Consider the following 14,983-nt stretch of genomic DNA (forward strand, 5'->3'; position numbering starts at 1 on the left):
CCTCAGCTCTGCCGGCGGCGGTGCGCGCTGGACGACCCGATCGGCGGGAGCCGGAAACCGATGCGCGCGCCGGGACCGGGCTCGGCGAAAACGGTGCCGTGGTGCGCGGCGACGATGTCTGCGACGATGGCGAGGCCGAGCCCGGAACCCGGTGTGCCCTGGGTGTTCGCGGCGCGATAGAACCGATCGAAGATCGCGGTGGTGTCGTCGGCGGCGATGCCGGGTCCGTGGTCGCGCACCGTCAGCTCGGTGTGCCGGATGTGCACCTCGACCGGGGTGTCCGGCGGGCTGAACTTGATCGCGTTGCTGAGCAGGTTGTCCACACACCGCGCCAGTGCCCGCGGCCGCGCCGGCACGGGGGTGGGATCGTCCGCGGTGACGGTGATGGCGCGCCCGCTGCGATGCCGGAAACGTTGCGCGCAGTCCTCGGCCAGCGTGGGCAGGTCCACCTCGGTGGATTCTTCGGCGGTGTACTGGTCGGTGGCGAGTTCGACCAGCTCGGCGACCAATGCGTCGAGCGCCGCGGACTCCTTGACCAAGGTATCGAGCACCTTGGTCTCGTCGTCGTGGTCGAGCCGGCCCCGCGCCCGTTGCAGCAATTCGGCGCTGCCGCGAATCGAGGTCAGCGGGGTCCGCAGCTCGTGGCTGGCGTCCTGGACCAGCCGCTGCTGCTGGGCCCGGGAGCGGCGTAGTGCGCCGAGCATAGCGTCGAAAGATCCGGTGAGCCTGCCGATTTCGTCTCGCCCCGTGGGTGGCAGCGGAACCGACAGGTCCTGGGTGGAGCTGATCTGCTCGGTCGCGGCGAGCAGCCGCCGGACCGGCCGCAGGATGCGGCCGATGGCCAGCCAGCTCAGCAGCGCCGACAGCGCCACCGCGATGGCGGTGATACCGCCGGTGCGCCACAGGAATTCGTTATCGATGCGCTCGGGTTCCTGGTACCGCTGCGCCACCATCACCGCGCCGCCACCGGGGCGCGGCTTGGTGAGGATGCCGTAGGGCAGCCCGTCCAGCTCGATGTTGTACTCGGCGGTGCCGCTGCCGGTTCTGGCGACCGCGCGGTCGGCCTCGGCGACCGGCAGCGACACGTGCCCCGGTATCAGCGGGTGTGCGGCGCCGTCGGCCGACAGCAGTTGCTCGATGGTGTCGGACCGCTCGGGCAGCACGGCGGGCAACACCGCGAGCACGGCGTCGGCGCGGTCGTTGAGGCTGCGGTCGATCTGCTCGGCGACCAGCTCGGAGACTCCGCGGTAGGACGTGGCGAGGGTGACGACGATCGCGGCCACCACGGCCACGATGACGACGAGGGTGATCCTGGCGCGCAACATCAGGCGGGACGCACGGCGTAGCCGACGTTGCGGACGGTGTGGATCAACCGCGGTTCGCCGTTCTGCTCGGTCTTGCGCCGCAAATAGCCGATGTACACATCGAGCGAGCGGGACTCGGTGTCGAAGTCGAATCCCCAGATGTGCTCGTAGATCCGGCTGCGTGACAACACGATTCGCGCATTGCGCAGCAGCAGCTCCAGCACGTCGAACTCGGTTTTGGTGAGCTCGATCGGCCGCTGCCCGCGAAACACCTCGCGCGTCGCCGGATGCAACGTCAGGTCGGCGACCGAAAGCACGGTCGCGTCCTCGTCCAGGGTGCTGCGGCGCAGCAGCGCCCGCAGCCTGGCCAGCAGTTCATCGGTCGCGAACGGTTTGGCCAGGTAGTCGTCCGCGCCCGCGTCCAGCCCGGCCACCCGATCACCGACCTGATGCCGCGCGGTGAGCACCAAAATCGGCAACCGATCACCACGTCGGCGCAGCAGCCTGCACAGCGACAACCCGTCCAACCGCGGCATCACCACATCGACCACAGCCAGATCCGGCTGTATCTGCTCGAGCAGCTCCAGCGCTTGCTGCCCGTCACCGGCCAGGTGGACGCGGTACCCCTCGAAGCGAAGCAACTGATCCAGCGTGCTGCGCACATGCGGGTCGTCCTCGACGACGAGCACGGACGCGGCAGGCACTGGCGAGCTCGATCTGGTCACGCTGACATTGTTGCTGGTAAGTAGCGAATCCAACGGATCCAGCACCCCCGTCGTGACCGCCATCACCCATCCGCCGAGTGACCAGAATTCCCGCACCCTCTCGCGGGATCCGCACCGACTGCGGAGGCCCCTAGGCAGCGCGGATCCCGCGAGAGGGTGCGGCGCCGTTCGGTCGGGTGGATTCTTACGTAATTTTGTCGCGGGCCTCGCTGAGCGTTGACGTCTGCCACGCAGGATTCCTCTCGACTCCGCTGAATACGGGAGATGCTCCAACGAAGGGAATTTCGATGATGCGCAAGGGAATGCGGTCGCTCGCGGGCTTGCTGGCCGCGCTGGCCGCCGCGACGCTGGTCACCGGATGCGGCAGCGACAGTGCACCGCCGCCCGGTCCCGACTGGTGCCCGACGGTGCCCGGGCATCAGGTCCAGTGCGGCGTGGAGTCACGACCGCTGGTGGCCGATCGACCCGAAATGGGCACGGTCGCAGTGAGTTACGCGTTGATCCGGCGCAGCAACCTGGACGTGCCCGCCGCGGGCACCGTCACCCCGAATCCGGGTGGCCCCGGGGTACCGCTGATCTCGCACGCCGCACAGGCCACCCAACTGGCCGCGCAGCTGCTCGACGATCACGACCTGCTGCTCATCGACCCGCGCGGCACCGGCCTGTCCAGCCCGGTGGACTGCGGCGCCGACGAAGCCGGATATGAGCTCGGCACCCGCGACTACCAGCAGCAGACGGTAGCGACGTGCGGCGAACAGCTCGGCGCGCGTGCGGCGGGATACACCTCGGCGGCGACGGCCGATGATTTCGACGCCGTGCGGGCCCGGCTCGGCATCCCGAAGCTGGTGCTGTACGGCATCTCCTACGGCACCTACCTGATGCCGGTCTATGCCGAACGCCATCCCGACCATGTGCAGTCCATCGTGCTGTCCGGCGCCTACCCGCCCGACTTCGACCTGCTGTCGCGACCCAACGCGGAAGCGGTATCGCTTGCGCTACAACGCATCTGCGACCGAAGCCGAGCCTGTGACGGCGCGACGGCCGTCGCCGACCTGCGCACGGTGGCACAACGACTGGCCGGCACTCCCCTGTCGATCACCGGCCCGAATCCCTTGCAGCTCAGCGAAAGCAAGCTCGCCACCCTAGCCTTCGAGGTAGCGACCACCGGCGTCGGCGCCGATCCGCGGCAACCGACCCTGCTCGGCATGCTGCCCGCCGCGCTGCACACGGCGGCGAACGGCGATGACACCGCGCTGCGGCAGTGGGCCGAACGTGCCGCCGCCGAGCCGACCGCCGAGAGCATCGATCTCTACATCACCGTCGCCTGCAACGACTACCCCAACCTCTGGTCACGCGAGTCGGCCTTGCCCGAGCGCGAGCGGCAATACCGCGAGGGTCTCGCCGCGGCAGGCCCCGACGGCGTCGGCGCCTTCAGCGCCGCGGGCTTCAGCGCCGGACAACGTGACGGCGGCGACGCCTGCATCCGGTGGCCCGCGTTCACCCGCCCGCAACCGGTGCACGCACGCGAAGCCCTGCCGAATGTTCCGGTGCTGGTGCTGTCCGGCGACCTCGACGCCATCACCCCCGACGCGAACGGCCAGCGCGTAGCCGCCGGGTTCCCGCAGGCGACCTTCCTGTCGGTCCCCAACACCGGTCACGTGCCGGACCTGGAGCCCACCGGCTGCATCGCAGGCATCGTCAACCGCTTCGTCCGCACCGGCGCCCCGGGCCCGACCTCCTGCGTGGACGCCATCCCGCCGATCGCCGTCACCCCCGTGCCGAAGTAGTCGAACACTCGAACAAAAACCCAGCTCTGCCATGGTGCGGCTGATCGTGAATCGATCAGCCGCACCATCGGCCGTCCCACCGATGGACGGAAGGAGCTGGGCTACAAGAACTTCCACCGATATCCGCCAACGTATCCCCAGTCACTCCCCACCTCTTGCGTGACCACCGTCACTCCGTTACCTTGTGCAATGTCACACGTCACATGACATTCGGTCTGGTTCCCCGGCCCGGAACATTCGCGCAGATGGAGGCTTCCCATGTCCGAACCGATCACCTCAGCCGGGTCCAAGCCCTGGCACGGGATCCTGGTCGCGACGACCCTGCCGTTCGCGGAGGACTACTCGGTCGACTACGACGCCTACGCGCAGCACGTGCAGTGGCTGGCCGCCAACGGCTGCCACGGGGTGAGCCCGAACGGGTCGCTCGGCGAGTACCAGACCCTCGACGACGAGGAGCGGGCCAGGGTGGTGACCACGGCCGTCGCGGCCGCACCGGACGGCTTCACGGTGATGCCGGGCATCGCCGCCTACGGGGCGCTGCAAGCCCGCAAGTGGGCCGAGCAGGCCGCCGAGGCCGGGGCACAGGCCGTGATGCTGTTGCCGCCCAATACCTATCGCGGCGGGCGCGACTCGGTGCTCGATCACTACCGCACGGTGGCCGCGGTCGGCCTGCCGATCGTGGCGTACAACAACCCGTTCGACACACGCATCGACCTGACCCCCGACATCCTGGCCGAACTGCACGGCGAGGGCCTGATCGTCGCGGTGAAGGAGTTCACCGGTGACGTGCGGCGCTTCTACGAGATCAAGGAACTCGCACCCGAACTCGATGTGCTCGTCGGCTCGGACGACGTACTGCTCGAGCTCGGCATCGCCGGCGCGGTCGGCTGGGTCGCGGGCTACCCGAACGCCATCCCCCGGGCCACGGTCGAGCTGTACAACGCCTCGGTCAGCCGGGATCTGGACAAGGCGCTTCCGCTGTACCGCGAGCTGCACAAGCTGCTGCGCTGGGACTCCAAGCCGCAGTTCGTGCACGCGATCAAGCTGTCGATGGACCTGGCCGGACGGCAAGGCGGCAAGTGCCGCCCGCCGCGTGTTCCGCTGGCGCCCGAGCTGGTCGCCAAGCTCACCGAGGACACCCGTGACGTGCTCGCCAAGGGCTACCGGTAAGCAGTCGGTAGATCATCGGTGCAGACGAAAGACGAGGAGCTAGCGATGACCGAAAGCGCGGTCGAATCCGTTCGCGACACCACCGCCGACGAGGTCGATGCCCTTGCCACCGCGGCAGCAGCGGCAGCGGGACCCTGGGCAGCCATGACGCTGACCGACCGGGCCGGGGTGTTGCGCGGCATCGCCGACCGGCTCGACGCTCAGTCCGCCGAGCTGATCCCGGCGGCGATGCGGGAGACGCACCTGTCCGAGCCGAGGCTGGCCGGTGAGCTGCGACGCACCAGTTTCCAGCTGCGCCTGTTCGCGCAGCTGGTGCTCGACGGCGATTTCCTGGACGTGCGCATCGACACCGCCGACGCCGAATGGCCGATGGGTGCGCCGCGACCGGACCTGCGGCGGATGAATATCGCACTGGGCCCGGTAGTCAACTTCGCGGCGAGCAATTTCCCGTTCGCCTTCTCCGTCGCGGGCGGTGACACCGCGTCGGCGCTCGCGGCAGGGTGCCCGGTGATCGTCAAAGCCAGTCCGGGCCATCCCGTACTCTCCCGCGCGGTCGGCCGCCTGGTCGAGGCAACGCTTGCCGAATACGGCGCTCCGAGCGGCACATTCGGACTCGTCTTCGGTCGGGACGCCGGAGTGCAGGCGCTGACCCATCCCGCGGTCGCCGCCGCGACATTCACCGGCTCCACCGCCGGCGGGCGGGCGCTGTACGACCTGGCGTCCCGTCGGCCGGTGCCGATCCCGTTCTACGGAGAACTCGGCTCCATCAACCCGGTCTTCGTCACCGAGGCGGCCGCGCGGACGCGGGCGACGGAGATCGCGGCGGGACTGCTGACCGCGGTGAGCGCCAGCGCCGGTCAGCTCTGCACCAAGCCAGGGCTGGTCGCAATCCCCGAGGAGGCACCGGTTTTCAGCGAACTGGCCGCGCTGATCCGGCGCAACCCGGTGCCGACCGGGGACCTGCTCAACGAGGACATCGCCGCGGGCTTCACGCGCGCCGTCGCGCAGGTACGCGCGCACCCGAACGTGGAACTGCTCGCCGGCGGCGGGCCAGGCGAGGCCATACTGCTCGCCACCACCGCGCGCACGGTGCTCGCCGATCGCGCTGCGCTGATGCACGAGATGTTCGGCCCGGCAACACTGCTCGTCAGCTACCGGGACACCGCCGAACTGCTCGAACTGGCTCGCTCGGTGGACGGACAGCTGACCGTCTCCATCTTCGGCGACCAGGTCGACGACACCACCCGCGCGCTCACCGCCGCCGCGGTCGCAGCGGCCGGGCGGGTGCTGTGGAACAGCTGGCCCACCGGGCTCTCGGTGACCTACGCGCAGCAGCACGGCGGGCCCTACCCTGCGACGACGGCGCCCACGGCGACCTCGGTGGGTACCGCGGCGATCTCCCGTTTCCTCCGGCCGGTGACCTACCAGTCGGTGCCCGAGGATCTGCTGCCACTCGAATTGCGCACGGACAACCCGCTTTCCGTGCCGCGCTCGGTGAACGGAGCACGCGCACAATGACGGCAGCCCCGCCTCGCGCCACTCCCCTGCGGGGAACAGAGGTCCTGATCATCGGCGGCGGCATGATCGGGTGCGCGCTCGCGGACCAGCTCACCCTCGCCGGGGCCTCGGTCCGCGTCTGCGAGCGGGGCGGGGTCGCCTCGGGCACCACCGCGCACGGCGAAGGCAATGTGCTCGTCTCGGACAAGGGGCCGGGTCCCGAACTGGCGCTCGCCCAACTGTCCCGGCGACTGTGGCCCACCGTGCTCGCGCGGATCGCCGAGCGGCTACCGCGCGACGCGGCGGCCGTCGAATGGGAACCCAAGGGCGGCATCGTCGTTGCCACCACCGACGCGGGTGCCACCGCCCTGGCCTCGTTCGCCGCGGGCCAACGCGGCGCCGGGGTGCAGTGCGAGCACCTGGACGCGGCTCAGCTGGCCGCCGCCGAGCCCGCTCTCACCCGCGACGTGTGCGCGGCCGTGTATTACCCCGAGGACGCGCAGGTACAACCGGCGGGTGCCGCGACCGCACTGCTCGGCGCGGCGATCGCGGGAGGCGCGATCATCGAGACCCGTTGCGAGGTCACCGCTGCGCTTTGCCGCGACGGCCGACTGATCGGCGTAGCGACCACCCGTGGTCCACGGCACGCGGACATCGTGATCAATGCGGCAGGCCCGTGGTCCGGCGTGGTGTCCGAGCTACTCGGCGCGCCGATCGCGATCAAGCCGCGCCGAGGCGACGTGCTCATCACCGCGCCCATGCCGCCGACGGTGTTCCACAAGGTTTACGACGCGGATTATGTGGGCGCCGTGGGCAGTTCGGACGCGGCCTTGCAATCGTCGGCGGTTGTCGAGTCGACCAGGGGTGGCCCGCTGCTGCTCGGCTCGTCGCGCCGCCAGTGCGGTTTCGACGACCGGCTGCGCCCCGACAGCCTGGCCGCCATCGCGCGAAAGGCGTTGCGGCTGTATCCGATCCTGGCCGACGTCGCGATCATGCGGGCGTACGGCGGTTTCCGTCCCTACGTGGACGACCACCTCCCGGTCATCGGCCCCGATCCGCGCCTTCCCGGCCTGTGGCACGCGACCGGGCACGAGGGTGCGGGCATCGGCCTGTCGGTCGGGACCGCCCAACTCATTTCCGCCGCGCTGGCGGGTCATCCCGGCGAGGTCGACCTCGCAGCCTTCGCCGTCGACCGGCCCGCCGTCATCACCACACCGGAGCAGGTATCCCGATGAGCCCCCATCTGATTCGACCGGAGACCGATCCGGTCGGCCGTGCCGATCGACCGCTGACGGTCACCGTCGACGGCACCTCGGTGGCGGGCGTGCACGGTCAGACCCTCGCCACGGTGCTGTTGGCCGACGGCCGCACGCACTGGCGCACCGCGCCCACCGGCGGCCCACGCGGTGTGTTCTGCGGCATCGGTGTGTGTTTCGACTGCGTCGCCACCGTCAACGGTGTTCCGGATGTTCGGCTGTGCCGGCGTCCGGCCCGGGACGGTGACGTCGTCACCACCCAGTCCCGACTGACAGGAAGCGCTCAGTGACCCGACATGTGGTAGTGATCGGCGGTGGTCCGGCAGGCACCGCCGCCGCCGAATCCGCGCTGCGGCACGGCGCGACGGTGACGCTGATCGACTCGAACGAGGCCTTGGGCGGCCAGTACAACCGGCGCATCCCGGCCGCGTACGGTATCCGGCAACCGCTCGATATCGGGCACGGCTACGCGGCGGCCGCACGCCGCGCACGCCTGCTGATCGAGCATCCGCGCTGCGAGTACCTTCCTTCGGCCGCCGTCTATCAGATCGAGCGCCACCCCGAAGGCGGTTGTCCCGCAGTGCGATTGCTGATCGGCGCCGAGGGCGACCGGCGGGTGCACCGGGTAGTCCGCGGCGACGCGCTGGTGCTCGCCACCGGCGCCTACGACCGGGTGTGCCCGTTCCCCGGGTGGGACCTGCCCGGTGTCTACACCGCCGGTGCCGCACAGACGCTCGCGAAGACCCAGCGCCTCCTGGTCGGCCGTTCCGTGTTGGTCTCCGGTACCGGCCCGTTCCTGCTTCCGGTCGCACAGTCGCTGGCCGAGAACGGGGCTGAGGTGCGGGCGGTGTTGGAAGCCAACCCGGGCCGCACGATCCTGCGGCACTGGGCCACCCGCCCTTGGCAGCTGCGGCACAGCACGGGTAAGGCTTTGGAACTGTTCGAGTACGTGGCATGCGGTGTGCGGCATCGGATTCCATTGCGCACCGCGCAGGCGGTGGTCGCGGTAGCAGGCGACGGCCGAGTGGAAGAGGCCACCGTGGCCCGGCTCGACGCGAACTGGACGCCGATCCCGGGTAGCCACCGCACCATTGCGGTGGACGCGGTCGCGGTCTCGCACGGATTCACGCCGCAGCAGGAGCTTGCGGTCGCGGCAGGGGCGCGACTGACCGAGAACGGCTTCGTATACGTCGACGACAAGCAACAGACCAGCGCTGAATGCGTCTGGGCCGCAGGCGAAATCACCGGCATCGGCGGCTCCCAGGTCGCCGCCGTCGAAGGGACCGTCGCCGGGCTGGCCGCAGCAGGCGGCACCGCGGATGGGGCGCTGCTGGCGCGGCACCGTACGGCCGGGCAATTCGTGACCCGCCTAGCCGCCGCGCACCCGATCCGGCCCGGCGTGCTCACCTGGACCCGGCCCGACACCGTCCTCTGCCGGTGCGAGGGCACCACCTGCGGCGAGCTGACCACCGCCTGGGCCGGCGCCGCGGGCGACGGCTATCGCACCGCCAAGCTGGCCACCCGCGCCGGGCTCGGCCCGTGCCAAGGACGGATGTGCGCGGCGAATATCGAGGCGTTGCGCGACCAGCCGTACGCCGACCAACTCACGGCGACAACAGGTCTCGCGGCGGCAGGCGCGGCCTGGCGACCGCTCGCCGCGCCCGTCCGATTGCGTGAACTCGCCGAACTCGACACCGAAGGGCAGTCCTGACATGCGCAGCAACACCATCATTTCCGCGATCGACACGCACACCGAGGGCATGCCGACCCGGGTGATCACCGGCGGCGTCGGCACCATCCCCGGCGACACCATGGCAGCGCGCCGCATGTACTTCGCCGAGCATCTCGACGGCTTACGCAAGCTGCTGGTGAACGAGCCGCGCGGGCACGCGTCGATGAGCGGCGCCGTCCTGCAACCCGCCACCACCGACGACGGCCACTACGGCGTGCTGTTCATCGAGGTCAGCGGGCTGCTGCCGATGTGCGGCCACGGCACCATCGGTGTCGCAACGGCATTGGTGGAGGCGGGCATGGTGCCGGTCACCGAGCCGGTCACCGAGATCCGGCTCGACACCCCCGCCGGACGCGTCGTAGCCTCGGTCGCGGTCAGCGGCGGTCACGCGGACTCGGTCACCCTGCGCAACGTGCCCGCCTACTGCGACAGCCTCGACAACGAGGTCGAGGTGGCCGGTCTCGGCCGCGTCCGCTACGACATGGCCTACGGCGGCAACTTCTATGCCATCACCGATCTGGGCAAGCTCGGACTACCGTTCGACCGCGCGCACAAGGACCGCATCCTCGACGCCGGTCTGCGAATCATGACCGCCATCAACGAGTTCCAGCGTCCCGTCCATCTCACGGACGAGCGAATCGCCGACTGCAAGCACGTACTGTTCCTCGACCCGGCGTCCGAGCCCGCGCACACCCGCCACGCGATGGCCATCCACCCCGGGTGGTTCGACCGTTCCCCCTGCGGCACCGGCACCTCCGCACTGCTCGCCCGCCAGCACGCCCGCGGCTTCCTCGCCGATGATCAAGTGCTGCAGAACGATTCGTTCATCGGCACCACCTTCTACGCCCGCGCCGTCGAGGCCACCACGGTCGGCGACCGCCCCGCGATCGTGCCCGCCATCACCGGCCGGGCCTGGCTCACCGGGACAGCGAACTACCTGCTCGACCCCACCGACCCTTTCCCCGAGGGCTTCGTCTTCTAACCACCCGCTCCACCGCTCCACCCCGAAAGGCACAGTCAATGAAGACCGTCGTCACCAAACCTGCCCGCCCACCACTCACCAAGGGCGGAGTCATGCGGCGAATGCCGGTGGTCGTCGCCGACACCGGCGATTTCACCAAGAGCATGGGGCTGTGGCAACTGGTCGCGCTGAGCCTCGGCGGACTGGTCGGCGCGGGCGTGTTCTCACTGGCCGGTGTGGTGGCCAACGAGGTGGCGGGACCGGCGGTGCTGATCTCGTTCGCCATCGCGATCATCGCGTCGGGGGCGGCGGGGCTCTGCTACGCCGAATTCGCGGGCATGGTCCCGCGCGCGGGCTCGGCGTACACCTACTCCTACGTCGCGCTCGGCGAGATCATCGGCTTCATGATCGGCTGGGATCTGTTGCTGGAGTACACCGCCATCGTGTCCGTCGTGGCCATCGCGGTGTCCGGCTATCTCAACTACATCACCCACTATCTCGGCTTCGACCTGCCCACCTGGGCACTCGGCGCACCGGGCACCGGGGACGGGCACCGGGTCGATCTCTTCGCGGTCCTGCTGTGCCTGCTCCTGGCCTTCCTGCTCTCCCGGGGTACCCGTGAATCCGCCAGGGTGCAGACGGGTCTGGTCGTCTTGAAGATGCTGATCGTCGCGATCGTGGTCGTCGCAGGCGCGTTCCACATCAAGGCGGGCAACTACCAGCCGTTCTTCCCGTTCGGTGTCGGCGGCGCGGTGTCCGGTGCGGCGCTGGCCTTCTTCGCGGTCTACGGCTACGACGCGATGAGCGCGGCCGCGGAGGAATCCAAGGACGGCAAGAAGCTGATGCCCAAGGCGATCATGATCAGCCTCGGCATCGCGTCGCTGGTCTATCTGCTGGTCTGTCTCGTCATCGTCGGCATGGTCAACTACACCGACATCAACGTCTCCTCGCCGTTCGCCAGCGCCTTCGATTCGGTAGGGATGGGCATCCTCGGCCTGGTCATCGCGGTCGGCGCGGTGGTCGGCGTCACCACGTCGGCGTTCGCCAACATGCTCGCGGTGACCAGGGTCGGTTTCGCGATGAGCCGCGACGGCCTGCTGCCGTCCTACTTCGGCAAGTCCAGCCCCGTTCGTAAGGTGCCGACCCGGGTGATCTGGCCGGTCGGCATCGTGTCGGCGCTGATCGCAGGCTTCCTGCCGATCCGGGAAGCCGCCGAGCTCACCAATGTCGGCATCCTGATGGCGTTCATCGTGGTGGCGCTCGGCGTCATGCGGCTGCGCCGGACCCGCCCGGAGGTCGAGCGCGCGTTCCGGACCCCGTGGGTGCCGGTGGTGCCGTTGATCGGGATAGTCTTCTCCATCTGGCTGATCAGTCACCTCACCTGGGTCACCTGGCTCCGGTTCGTGCTCTGGCTGCTGCTCGGCCTTGGGGTCTACCTCGCCTTCAGCTACCGGCACTCGAAGCTGAACAGCGGCGACAGCTCTCTAATCTGATAGAAGTGGTGCTCGCACACAGGAGAAACCCGGAGCGCAGTGATGATCGAACGGCTGGTTATACCCAAGCGGCCCACGCTGCGCGATCACGTGTCCGACGCGCTGCGTGCCGCGATCATCTCCGGTGAGCTCGAGCCGGGCGTGCTCTACTCGGCGCCGTGGCTGTCGGAGCGCTTCGGGGTCTCCCCCACGCCGGTGCGCGAGGCCATGCTGGATCTGGTCAAGCAGGGTTTGGTGATCTCGGTGCCGAACAAGGGCTTTCGGGTCACCGAGATCTCCGATGCCGACCTCGATTCGATCGCCAAGATCCGGATGCTGCTGGAGCCGCCGAGTGTCCGCGCGATCGTCGGCACCATTCCCGAGTCCGACATTCCGGGTCTGCGGGTGCAGGCCGACAAGATCGTCGACGCGGCCAAGCGCGGCGATCTCGTCGAATACGTCGATGCCGACCGGCAATTCCACCTGATGCTGCTCGACTACTGCCACAACCCGCGCCTGTCCCAGATCGTCGGCGACCTACGCGCCCAAACCCGCCTGTTCGGTCTCGCCGCGCTCGTCGAGCGCGGCGAGCTCGACAAATCAGCCCAGGAACACCACACGATCATCGACCTGATCGAGCAGGGCCGCGCCGAGGAACTCGAACAATTCCTCCGCAAACACATCGGCCACGTCCGCGGCATCTGGGCGGCGGGCAATACCCCCGACGAAGACGTCTCTTAGGCAAACGGGGGCCGCCCACGAGTCGGCCGAATCAGATCGGACGTCCGAATCGCACCGACTGGAAGTCCGAACGGTATTCGCGGGTCCCGGGCGGAAAGAGCTCCCCGAATGTTCCGCTGCAATCGCTGTTCCGGAACGTTTCCGCAGCGCGGTCGGTGGCGTTTTCGGTGTAGTCGACACCTACGATGCGGTAGCACTTGCCGTCTTCCGGATCCTGCAGTCGCTGCTGCGTACCATCAGGGCTCGTGTAGATGAAGTCGCCGGTCGCGGCCTGAGCAGTACCTGTCGTACCGAGAACCACGACAAGAACCGCGCCGGTCATTGTCAATACTTTGCCGATGTGTTTCATAGCAATGCCTTCCGCCCAGACATACCCACATATCTCGTGAAATGCAGGTGCTCCCGGATCCGGTTGTTACCGGGCCGGGTTCTTTCCGACAGGTCGACGCCACCGCAGCACGGTTCCGCATGACCAGATCAATCATGCTGTCTGTCAACAAATTTGAGCAAGGCCCCAAATACGAGGTCAGCGGCTTTCGGCGACTTCGGCGAGCCTGTCGAGAGAAGCCTGGAGTTTGTCGGGAGTGGTGGCGCGGGCGCGAACGAGGCGCTTCTCGTCGGTCAGCTGGGACCAGTCGTAGGTGTGGGTGACTCGGGTGTTGTTCTCGTCGATGGGCTCGAGTTCCCAGCGCCAGAGGTGGCCGGGCGGCTGCTGGCCGGGCTCGGAGGGAAGCCAGGCGATGCGGCGGCCCTCGTCGAACTCCACGATGTGGTTGTGCCGGTCGGCGCCGGTGGTGAGCGTCATGACGAACATGTCGCCCACCGCGCGGACCCGCTGGTCGGCCGCGGCGGTCGCGAGGTTTTCGTTGCCGTCCCAGCGCGGCTGCTGCGCCGGGTCGGCGATCAGCTCGAAGACCTGTGCCGATGCGGCCGCGATGTCGCGGCTGGCGGTTACCGTGCGCGATGAATCGATGTTGTCCGTCATGGTCTTGATCGAAGCATCCGGTAGCCGACTGCGCCAGGCGCGGGTGGGTGCACACCTCAACTGCCGAGTCCGAGCGGGACACCACCTCCTGTTTGCCCGAATGATGGGGATTCGTCCCATGCTCACCGCGCGCAGTTCGTCCGACCCAGTTAAACGTTGTCACTTCAATCTGTCGGACCCAGGGAGGCAGTAAGTGGACGACCGAAACAACCAGCTGTGTATTTCCAGGCGCGGGCTGCTCGTCGGCGCGAGTGTCTTGGCCGGGAGCCTGGCACTGCCCGGTATCGCCAACGCGGACAGCAAGTTTCCGATGCCGACGGGCCCGGACATCAACGTGCTGATCACCGGTGACGCGGGAACCGGCGAGGCCGGGCAACGCGCGGTGGCCGCCGCGGCGAAGCGGATCTGCCAGGCGGAGGGCGTGTCGCTGGCGGTCGGGCTGGGCGACAACATCTACGAGGACGGTGCGGAAAGCGCGGACGACGACGAGTTCGCCACGAAGTTCGAACAACCCAACGCGGGCATCGATGTGCCCTGGTTGATGGTGCTCGGCAATCACGATTGCAGCGGGATCTTCGCGGGCAGTGGCGGGAATCCGAGCAAGGGCGACCACGAGGTCGCCTACCACCAGCGCTCGGCCCGCTGGTACATGCCGTCCCGGTACTACCAGGTGGCGCTGCCCGCCGGAGCGGAACCGCTGGTCGAATTCTTCGCGCTGGACACCGTTCCCGTCTCCTCGACGGTCCTCCAGACCGATCCGCACTACCAGTGGAACGGCCCGTACATGCGCGGACAGCGCCAGTGGCTGGAGCGCGCACTGACCGCGTCCCGCGCGACGTGGAAGATCGTGCTGACCCACCACCCCTACCGCAACAACGGAAAGCACGGCAACGCAGGCGCTTACGACGGCGTCACGACCGGCGACTACATGAGCGGCCGGCATCTGAAGGAACTGTTCGAAGAACTCGTCTGCGGCAAGGCGGATTACATCCTCTCCGGACACGACCACACCTCGCAGATCCTGGATACCGCCGGTGCGTCCGGTGGCACCCAGCAGATCGTCTGCGGCGCCTCCGCCAAGCAGGGCGACGGCTCGTCAGCCGTCACCAATAAGGCGTTTTGGCAAGACTTTTCGAGCCTCGGCTTCATGATCGCGAAGATCCGCCGCAACGCGGTCACCCTCGACGCCTACACCGTCGACGCCGCGAACGGCACGGCGCGAGCGGCCTATTCCCACGTTCGTCCGCGCTGACGTCCGACAACCACCGCCGAGAAACCCTTCGGGCCAAGCTGATTCGCCGAGTCTGCCATCGATCCGACGTCCGCGAGCGGACGAATGATCATGGAAACGTC

At 68.6% G+C, this 14,983-nt stretch carries 14 protein-coding genes; 10 read left to right on the plus strand and 4 right to left on the minus strand.

The features are described from left to right. Positions 1-2: 2 nt before the first annotated feature. Positions 3-1,325 carry a HAMP domain-containing sensor histidine kinase gene (locus DMB37_RS11970; RefSeq protein WP_135232759.1) on the minus strand — a complete coding sequence of 441 codons (1,323 nt, stop codon included), beginning with the start codon at positions 1,323-1,325 and terminating at the stop codon, positions 3-5. Then, positions 1,325-2,092, minus strand: coding sequence for a response regulator transcription factor (locus DMB37_RS11975; protein ID WP_135232760.1), 768 nt, complete (start codon positions 2,090-2,092; stop codon positions 1,325-1,327). The genes DMB37_RS11970 and DMB37_RS11975 overlap by 1 nt, the downstream gene beginning before the upstream one ends. A gap of 224 nt (positions 2,093-2,316) precedes the next feature. On the opposite strand from DMB37_RS11975, the gene DMB37_RS11980 reads away from it, so the two are divergent. The 9 genes from DMB37_RS11980 to DMB37_RS12020 all read left to right on the plus strand — a co-directional run bounded on the left by DMB37_RS11980 (position 2,317) and on the right by DMB37_RS12020 (position 12,645). After that, positions 2,317-3,816, plus strand: coding sequence for an alpha/beta fold hydrolase (locus DMB37_RS11980; RefSeq protein ID WP_240772355.1), 1,500 nt, complete (start codon positions 2,317-2,319; stop codon positions 3,814-3,816). Positions 3,817-4,074: 258 nt separating this feature from the next. Continuing rightward, complete coding sequence (locus DMB37_RS11985) at positions 4,075-4,986, plus strand: dihydrodipicolinate synthase family protein (protein WP_135232761.1); 912 nt, start codon at positions 4,075-4,077, stop codon at positions 4,984-4,986. Positions 4,987-5,031: 45 nt separating this feature from the next. After that, on the plus strand, positions 5,032-6,504 hold the full coding sequence (locus DMB37_RS11990; RefSeq protein ID WP_135232762.1) for an aldehyde dehydrogenase (NADP(+)): 1,473 nt from the start codon (positions 5,032-5,034) through the stop codon (positions 6,502-6,504). Then, positions 6,501-7,718 carry an FAD-binding oxidoreductase gene (locus tag DMB37_RS11995; RefSeq protein WP_135232763.1) on the plus strand — a complete coding sequence of 406 codons (1,218 nt, stop codon included), beginning with the start codon at positions 6,501-6,503 and terminating at the stop codon, positions 7,716-7,718. Before DMB37_RS11990 ends, DMB37_RS11995 begins: the two co-directional genes overlap by 4 nt. Beyond that, a complete protein-coding gene (locus DMB37_RS12000; protein WP_135232764.1) occupies positions 7,715-8,029 on the plus strand; it encodes a (2Fe-2S)-binding protein in 315 nt (104 codons plus the stop codon). The genes DMB37_RS11995 and DMB37_RS12000 overlap by 4 nt, the downstream gene beginning before the upstream one ends. Beyond that, positions 8,026-9,450 carry an FAD-dependent oxidoreductase gene (locus DMB37_RS12005; protein WP_135232765.1) on the plus strand — a complete coding sequence of 475 codons (1,425 nt, stop codon included), beginning with the start codon at positions 8,026-8,028 and terminating at the stop codon, positions 9,448-9,450. The genes DMB37_RS12000 and DMB37_RS12005 overlap by 4 nt, the downstream gene beginning before the upstream one ends. Before the next feature lies 1 nt (position 9,451). Then, the gene (locus tag DMB37_RS12010; RefSeq protein WP_135232766.1) at positions 9,452-10,453 is read left to right on the plus strand and encodes a proline racemase family protein; all 1,002 of its coding nucleotides are present in this window, start codon (positions 9,452-9,454) and stop codon (positions 10,451-10,453) included. Positions 10,454-10,491: 38 nt separating this feature from the next. Further along, positions 10,492-11,925 carry an amino acid permease gene (locus DMB37_RS12015; RefSeq protein WP_135232767.1) on the plus strand — a complete coding sequence of 478 codons (1,434 nt, stop codon included), beginning with the start codon at positions 10,492-10,494 and terminating at the stop codon, positions 11,923-11,925. Positions 11,926-11,967: 42 nt separating this feature from the next. Further along, positions 11,968-12,645 (plus strand): GntR family transcriptional regulator, encoded by a 678-nt coding sequence (locus tag DMB37_RS12020; RefSeq protein WP_135232768.1) that lies wholly within the window; start codon positions 11,968-11,970, stop codon positions 12,643-12,645. 31 nt (positions 12,646-12,676) lie between these two features. Here DMB37_RS12020 and DMB37_RS12025 read toward each other — a convergent pair whose 3' ends face one another. Both DMB37_RS12025 and DMB37_RS12030 read right to left on the minus strand, forming a co-directional pair. Continuing rightward, positions 12,677-12,994, minus strand: a complete 318-nt coding sequence (locus DMB37_RS12025; protein WP_135232769.1) for a hypothetical protein — start codon at positions 12,992-12,994, stop codon at positions 12,677-12,679. A gap of 177 nt (positions 12,995-13,171) precedes the next feature. Continuing rightward, positions 13,172-13,630, minus strand: a complete 459-nt coding sequence (locus tag DMB37_RS12030; protein WP_135232770.1) for an SRPBCC family protein — start codon at positions 13,628-13,630, stop codon at positions 13,172-13,174. Between the two features lie 193 nt (positions 13,631-13,823). Here DMB37_RS12030 and DMB37_RS12035 point away from each other — a divergent pair, with 193 nt between their 5' ends. Further along, a complete protein-coding gene (locus DMB37_RS12035) occupies positions 13,824-14,882 on the plus strand; it encodes a metallophosphoesterase (RefSeq protein ID WP_206055232.1) in 1,059 nt (352 codons plus the stop codon). Positions 14,883-14,983 lie beyond the last annotated feature (101 nt).

The organism is Nocardia sp. CS682, assembly GCF_004634405.1.
GTDB classification, from domain to species: Bacteria; Actinomycetota; Actinomycetes; order Mycobacteriales; family Mycobacteriaceae; genus Nocardia; species Nocardia ninae.

What these genes read in the sequence shown, in the direction of transcription:
- DMB37_RS12020 (WP_135232768.1), top strand. Translation starts at nt 11,968, where the DNA reads ATGATCGAACGGCTGGTTATACCCAAGCGGCCCACGCTGCGCGATCAC.
- DMB37_RS12015 (WP_135232767.1), top strand. Translation starts at nt 10,492, where the DNA reads ATGAAGACCGTCGTCACCAAACCTGCCCGCCCACCACTCACCAAGGGC.
- DMB37_RS11980 (WP_240772355.1), top strand. Translation starts at nt 2,317, where the DNA reads ATGATGCGCAAGGGAATGCGGTCGCTCGCGGGCTTGCTGGCCGCGCTG.
- DMB37_RS11970 (WP_135232759.1), bottom strand. Translation starts at nt 1,325, where the DNA reads ATGTTGCGCGCCAGGATCACCCTCGTCGTCATCGTGGCCGTGGTGGCC.
- DMB37_RS12025 (WP_135232769.1), bottom strand. Translation starts at nt 12,994, where the DNA reads ATGAAACACATCGGCAAAGTATTGACAATGACCGGCGCGGTTCTTGTC.
- DMB37_RS11990 (WP_135232762.1), top strand. Translation starts at nt 5,032, where the DNA reads ATGACCGAAAGCGCGGTCGAATCCGTTCGCGACACCACCGCCGACGAG.
- DMB37_RS11995 (WP_135232763.1), top strand. Translation starts at nt 6,501, where the DNA reads ATGACGGCAGCCCCGCCTCGCGCCACTCCCCTGCGGGGAACAGAGGTC.
- DMB37_RS11985 (WP_135232761.1), top strand. Translation starts at nt 4,075, where the DNA reads ATGTCCGAACCGATCACCTCAGCCGGGTCCAAGCCCTGGCACGGGATC.
- DMB37_RS11975 (WP_135232760.1), bottom strand. Translation starts at nt 2,092, where the DNA reads ATGGCGGTCACGACGGGGGTGCTGGATCCGTTGGATTCGCTACTTACC.
- DMB37_RS12010 (WP_135232766.1), top strand. Translation starts at nt 9,452, where the DNA reads ATGCGCAGCAACACCATCATTTCCGCGATCGACACGCACACCGAGGGC.
- DMB37_RS12030 (WP_135232770.1), bottom strand. Translation starts at nt 13,630, where the DNA reads ATGACGGACAACATCGATTCATCGCGCACGGTAACCGCCAGCCGCGAC.
- DMB37_RS12000 (WP_135232764.1), top strand. Translation starts at nt 7,715, where the DNA reads ATGAGCCCCCATCTGATTCGACCGGAGACCGATCCGGTCGGCCGTGCC.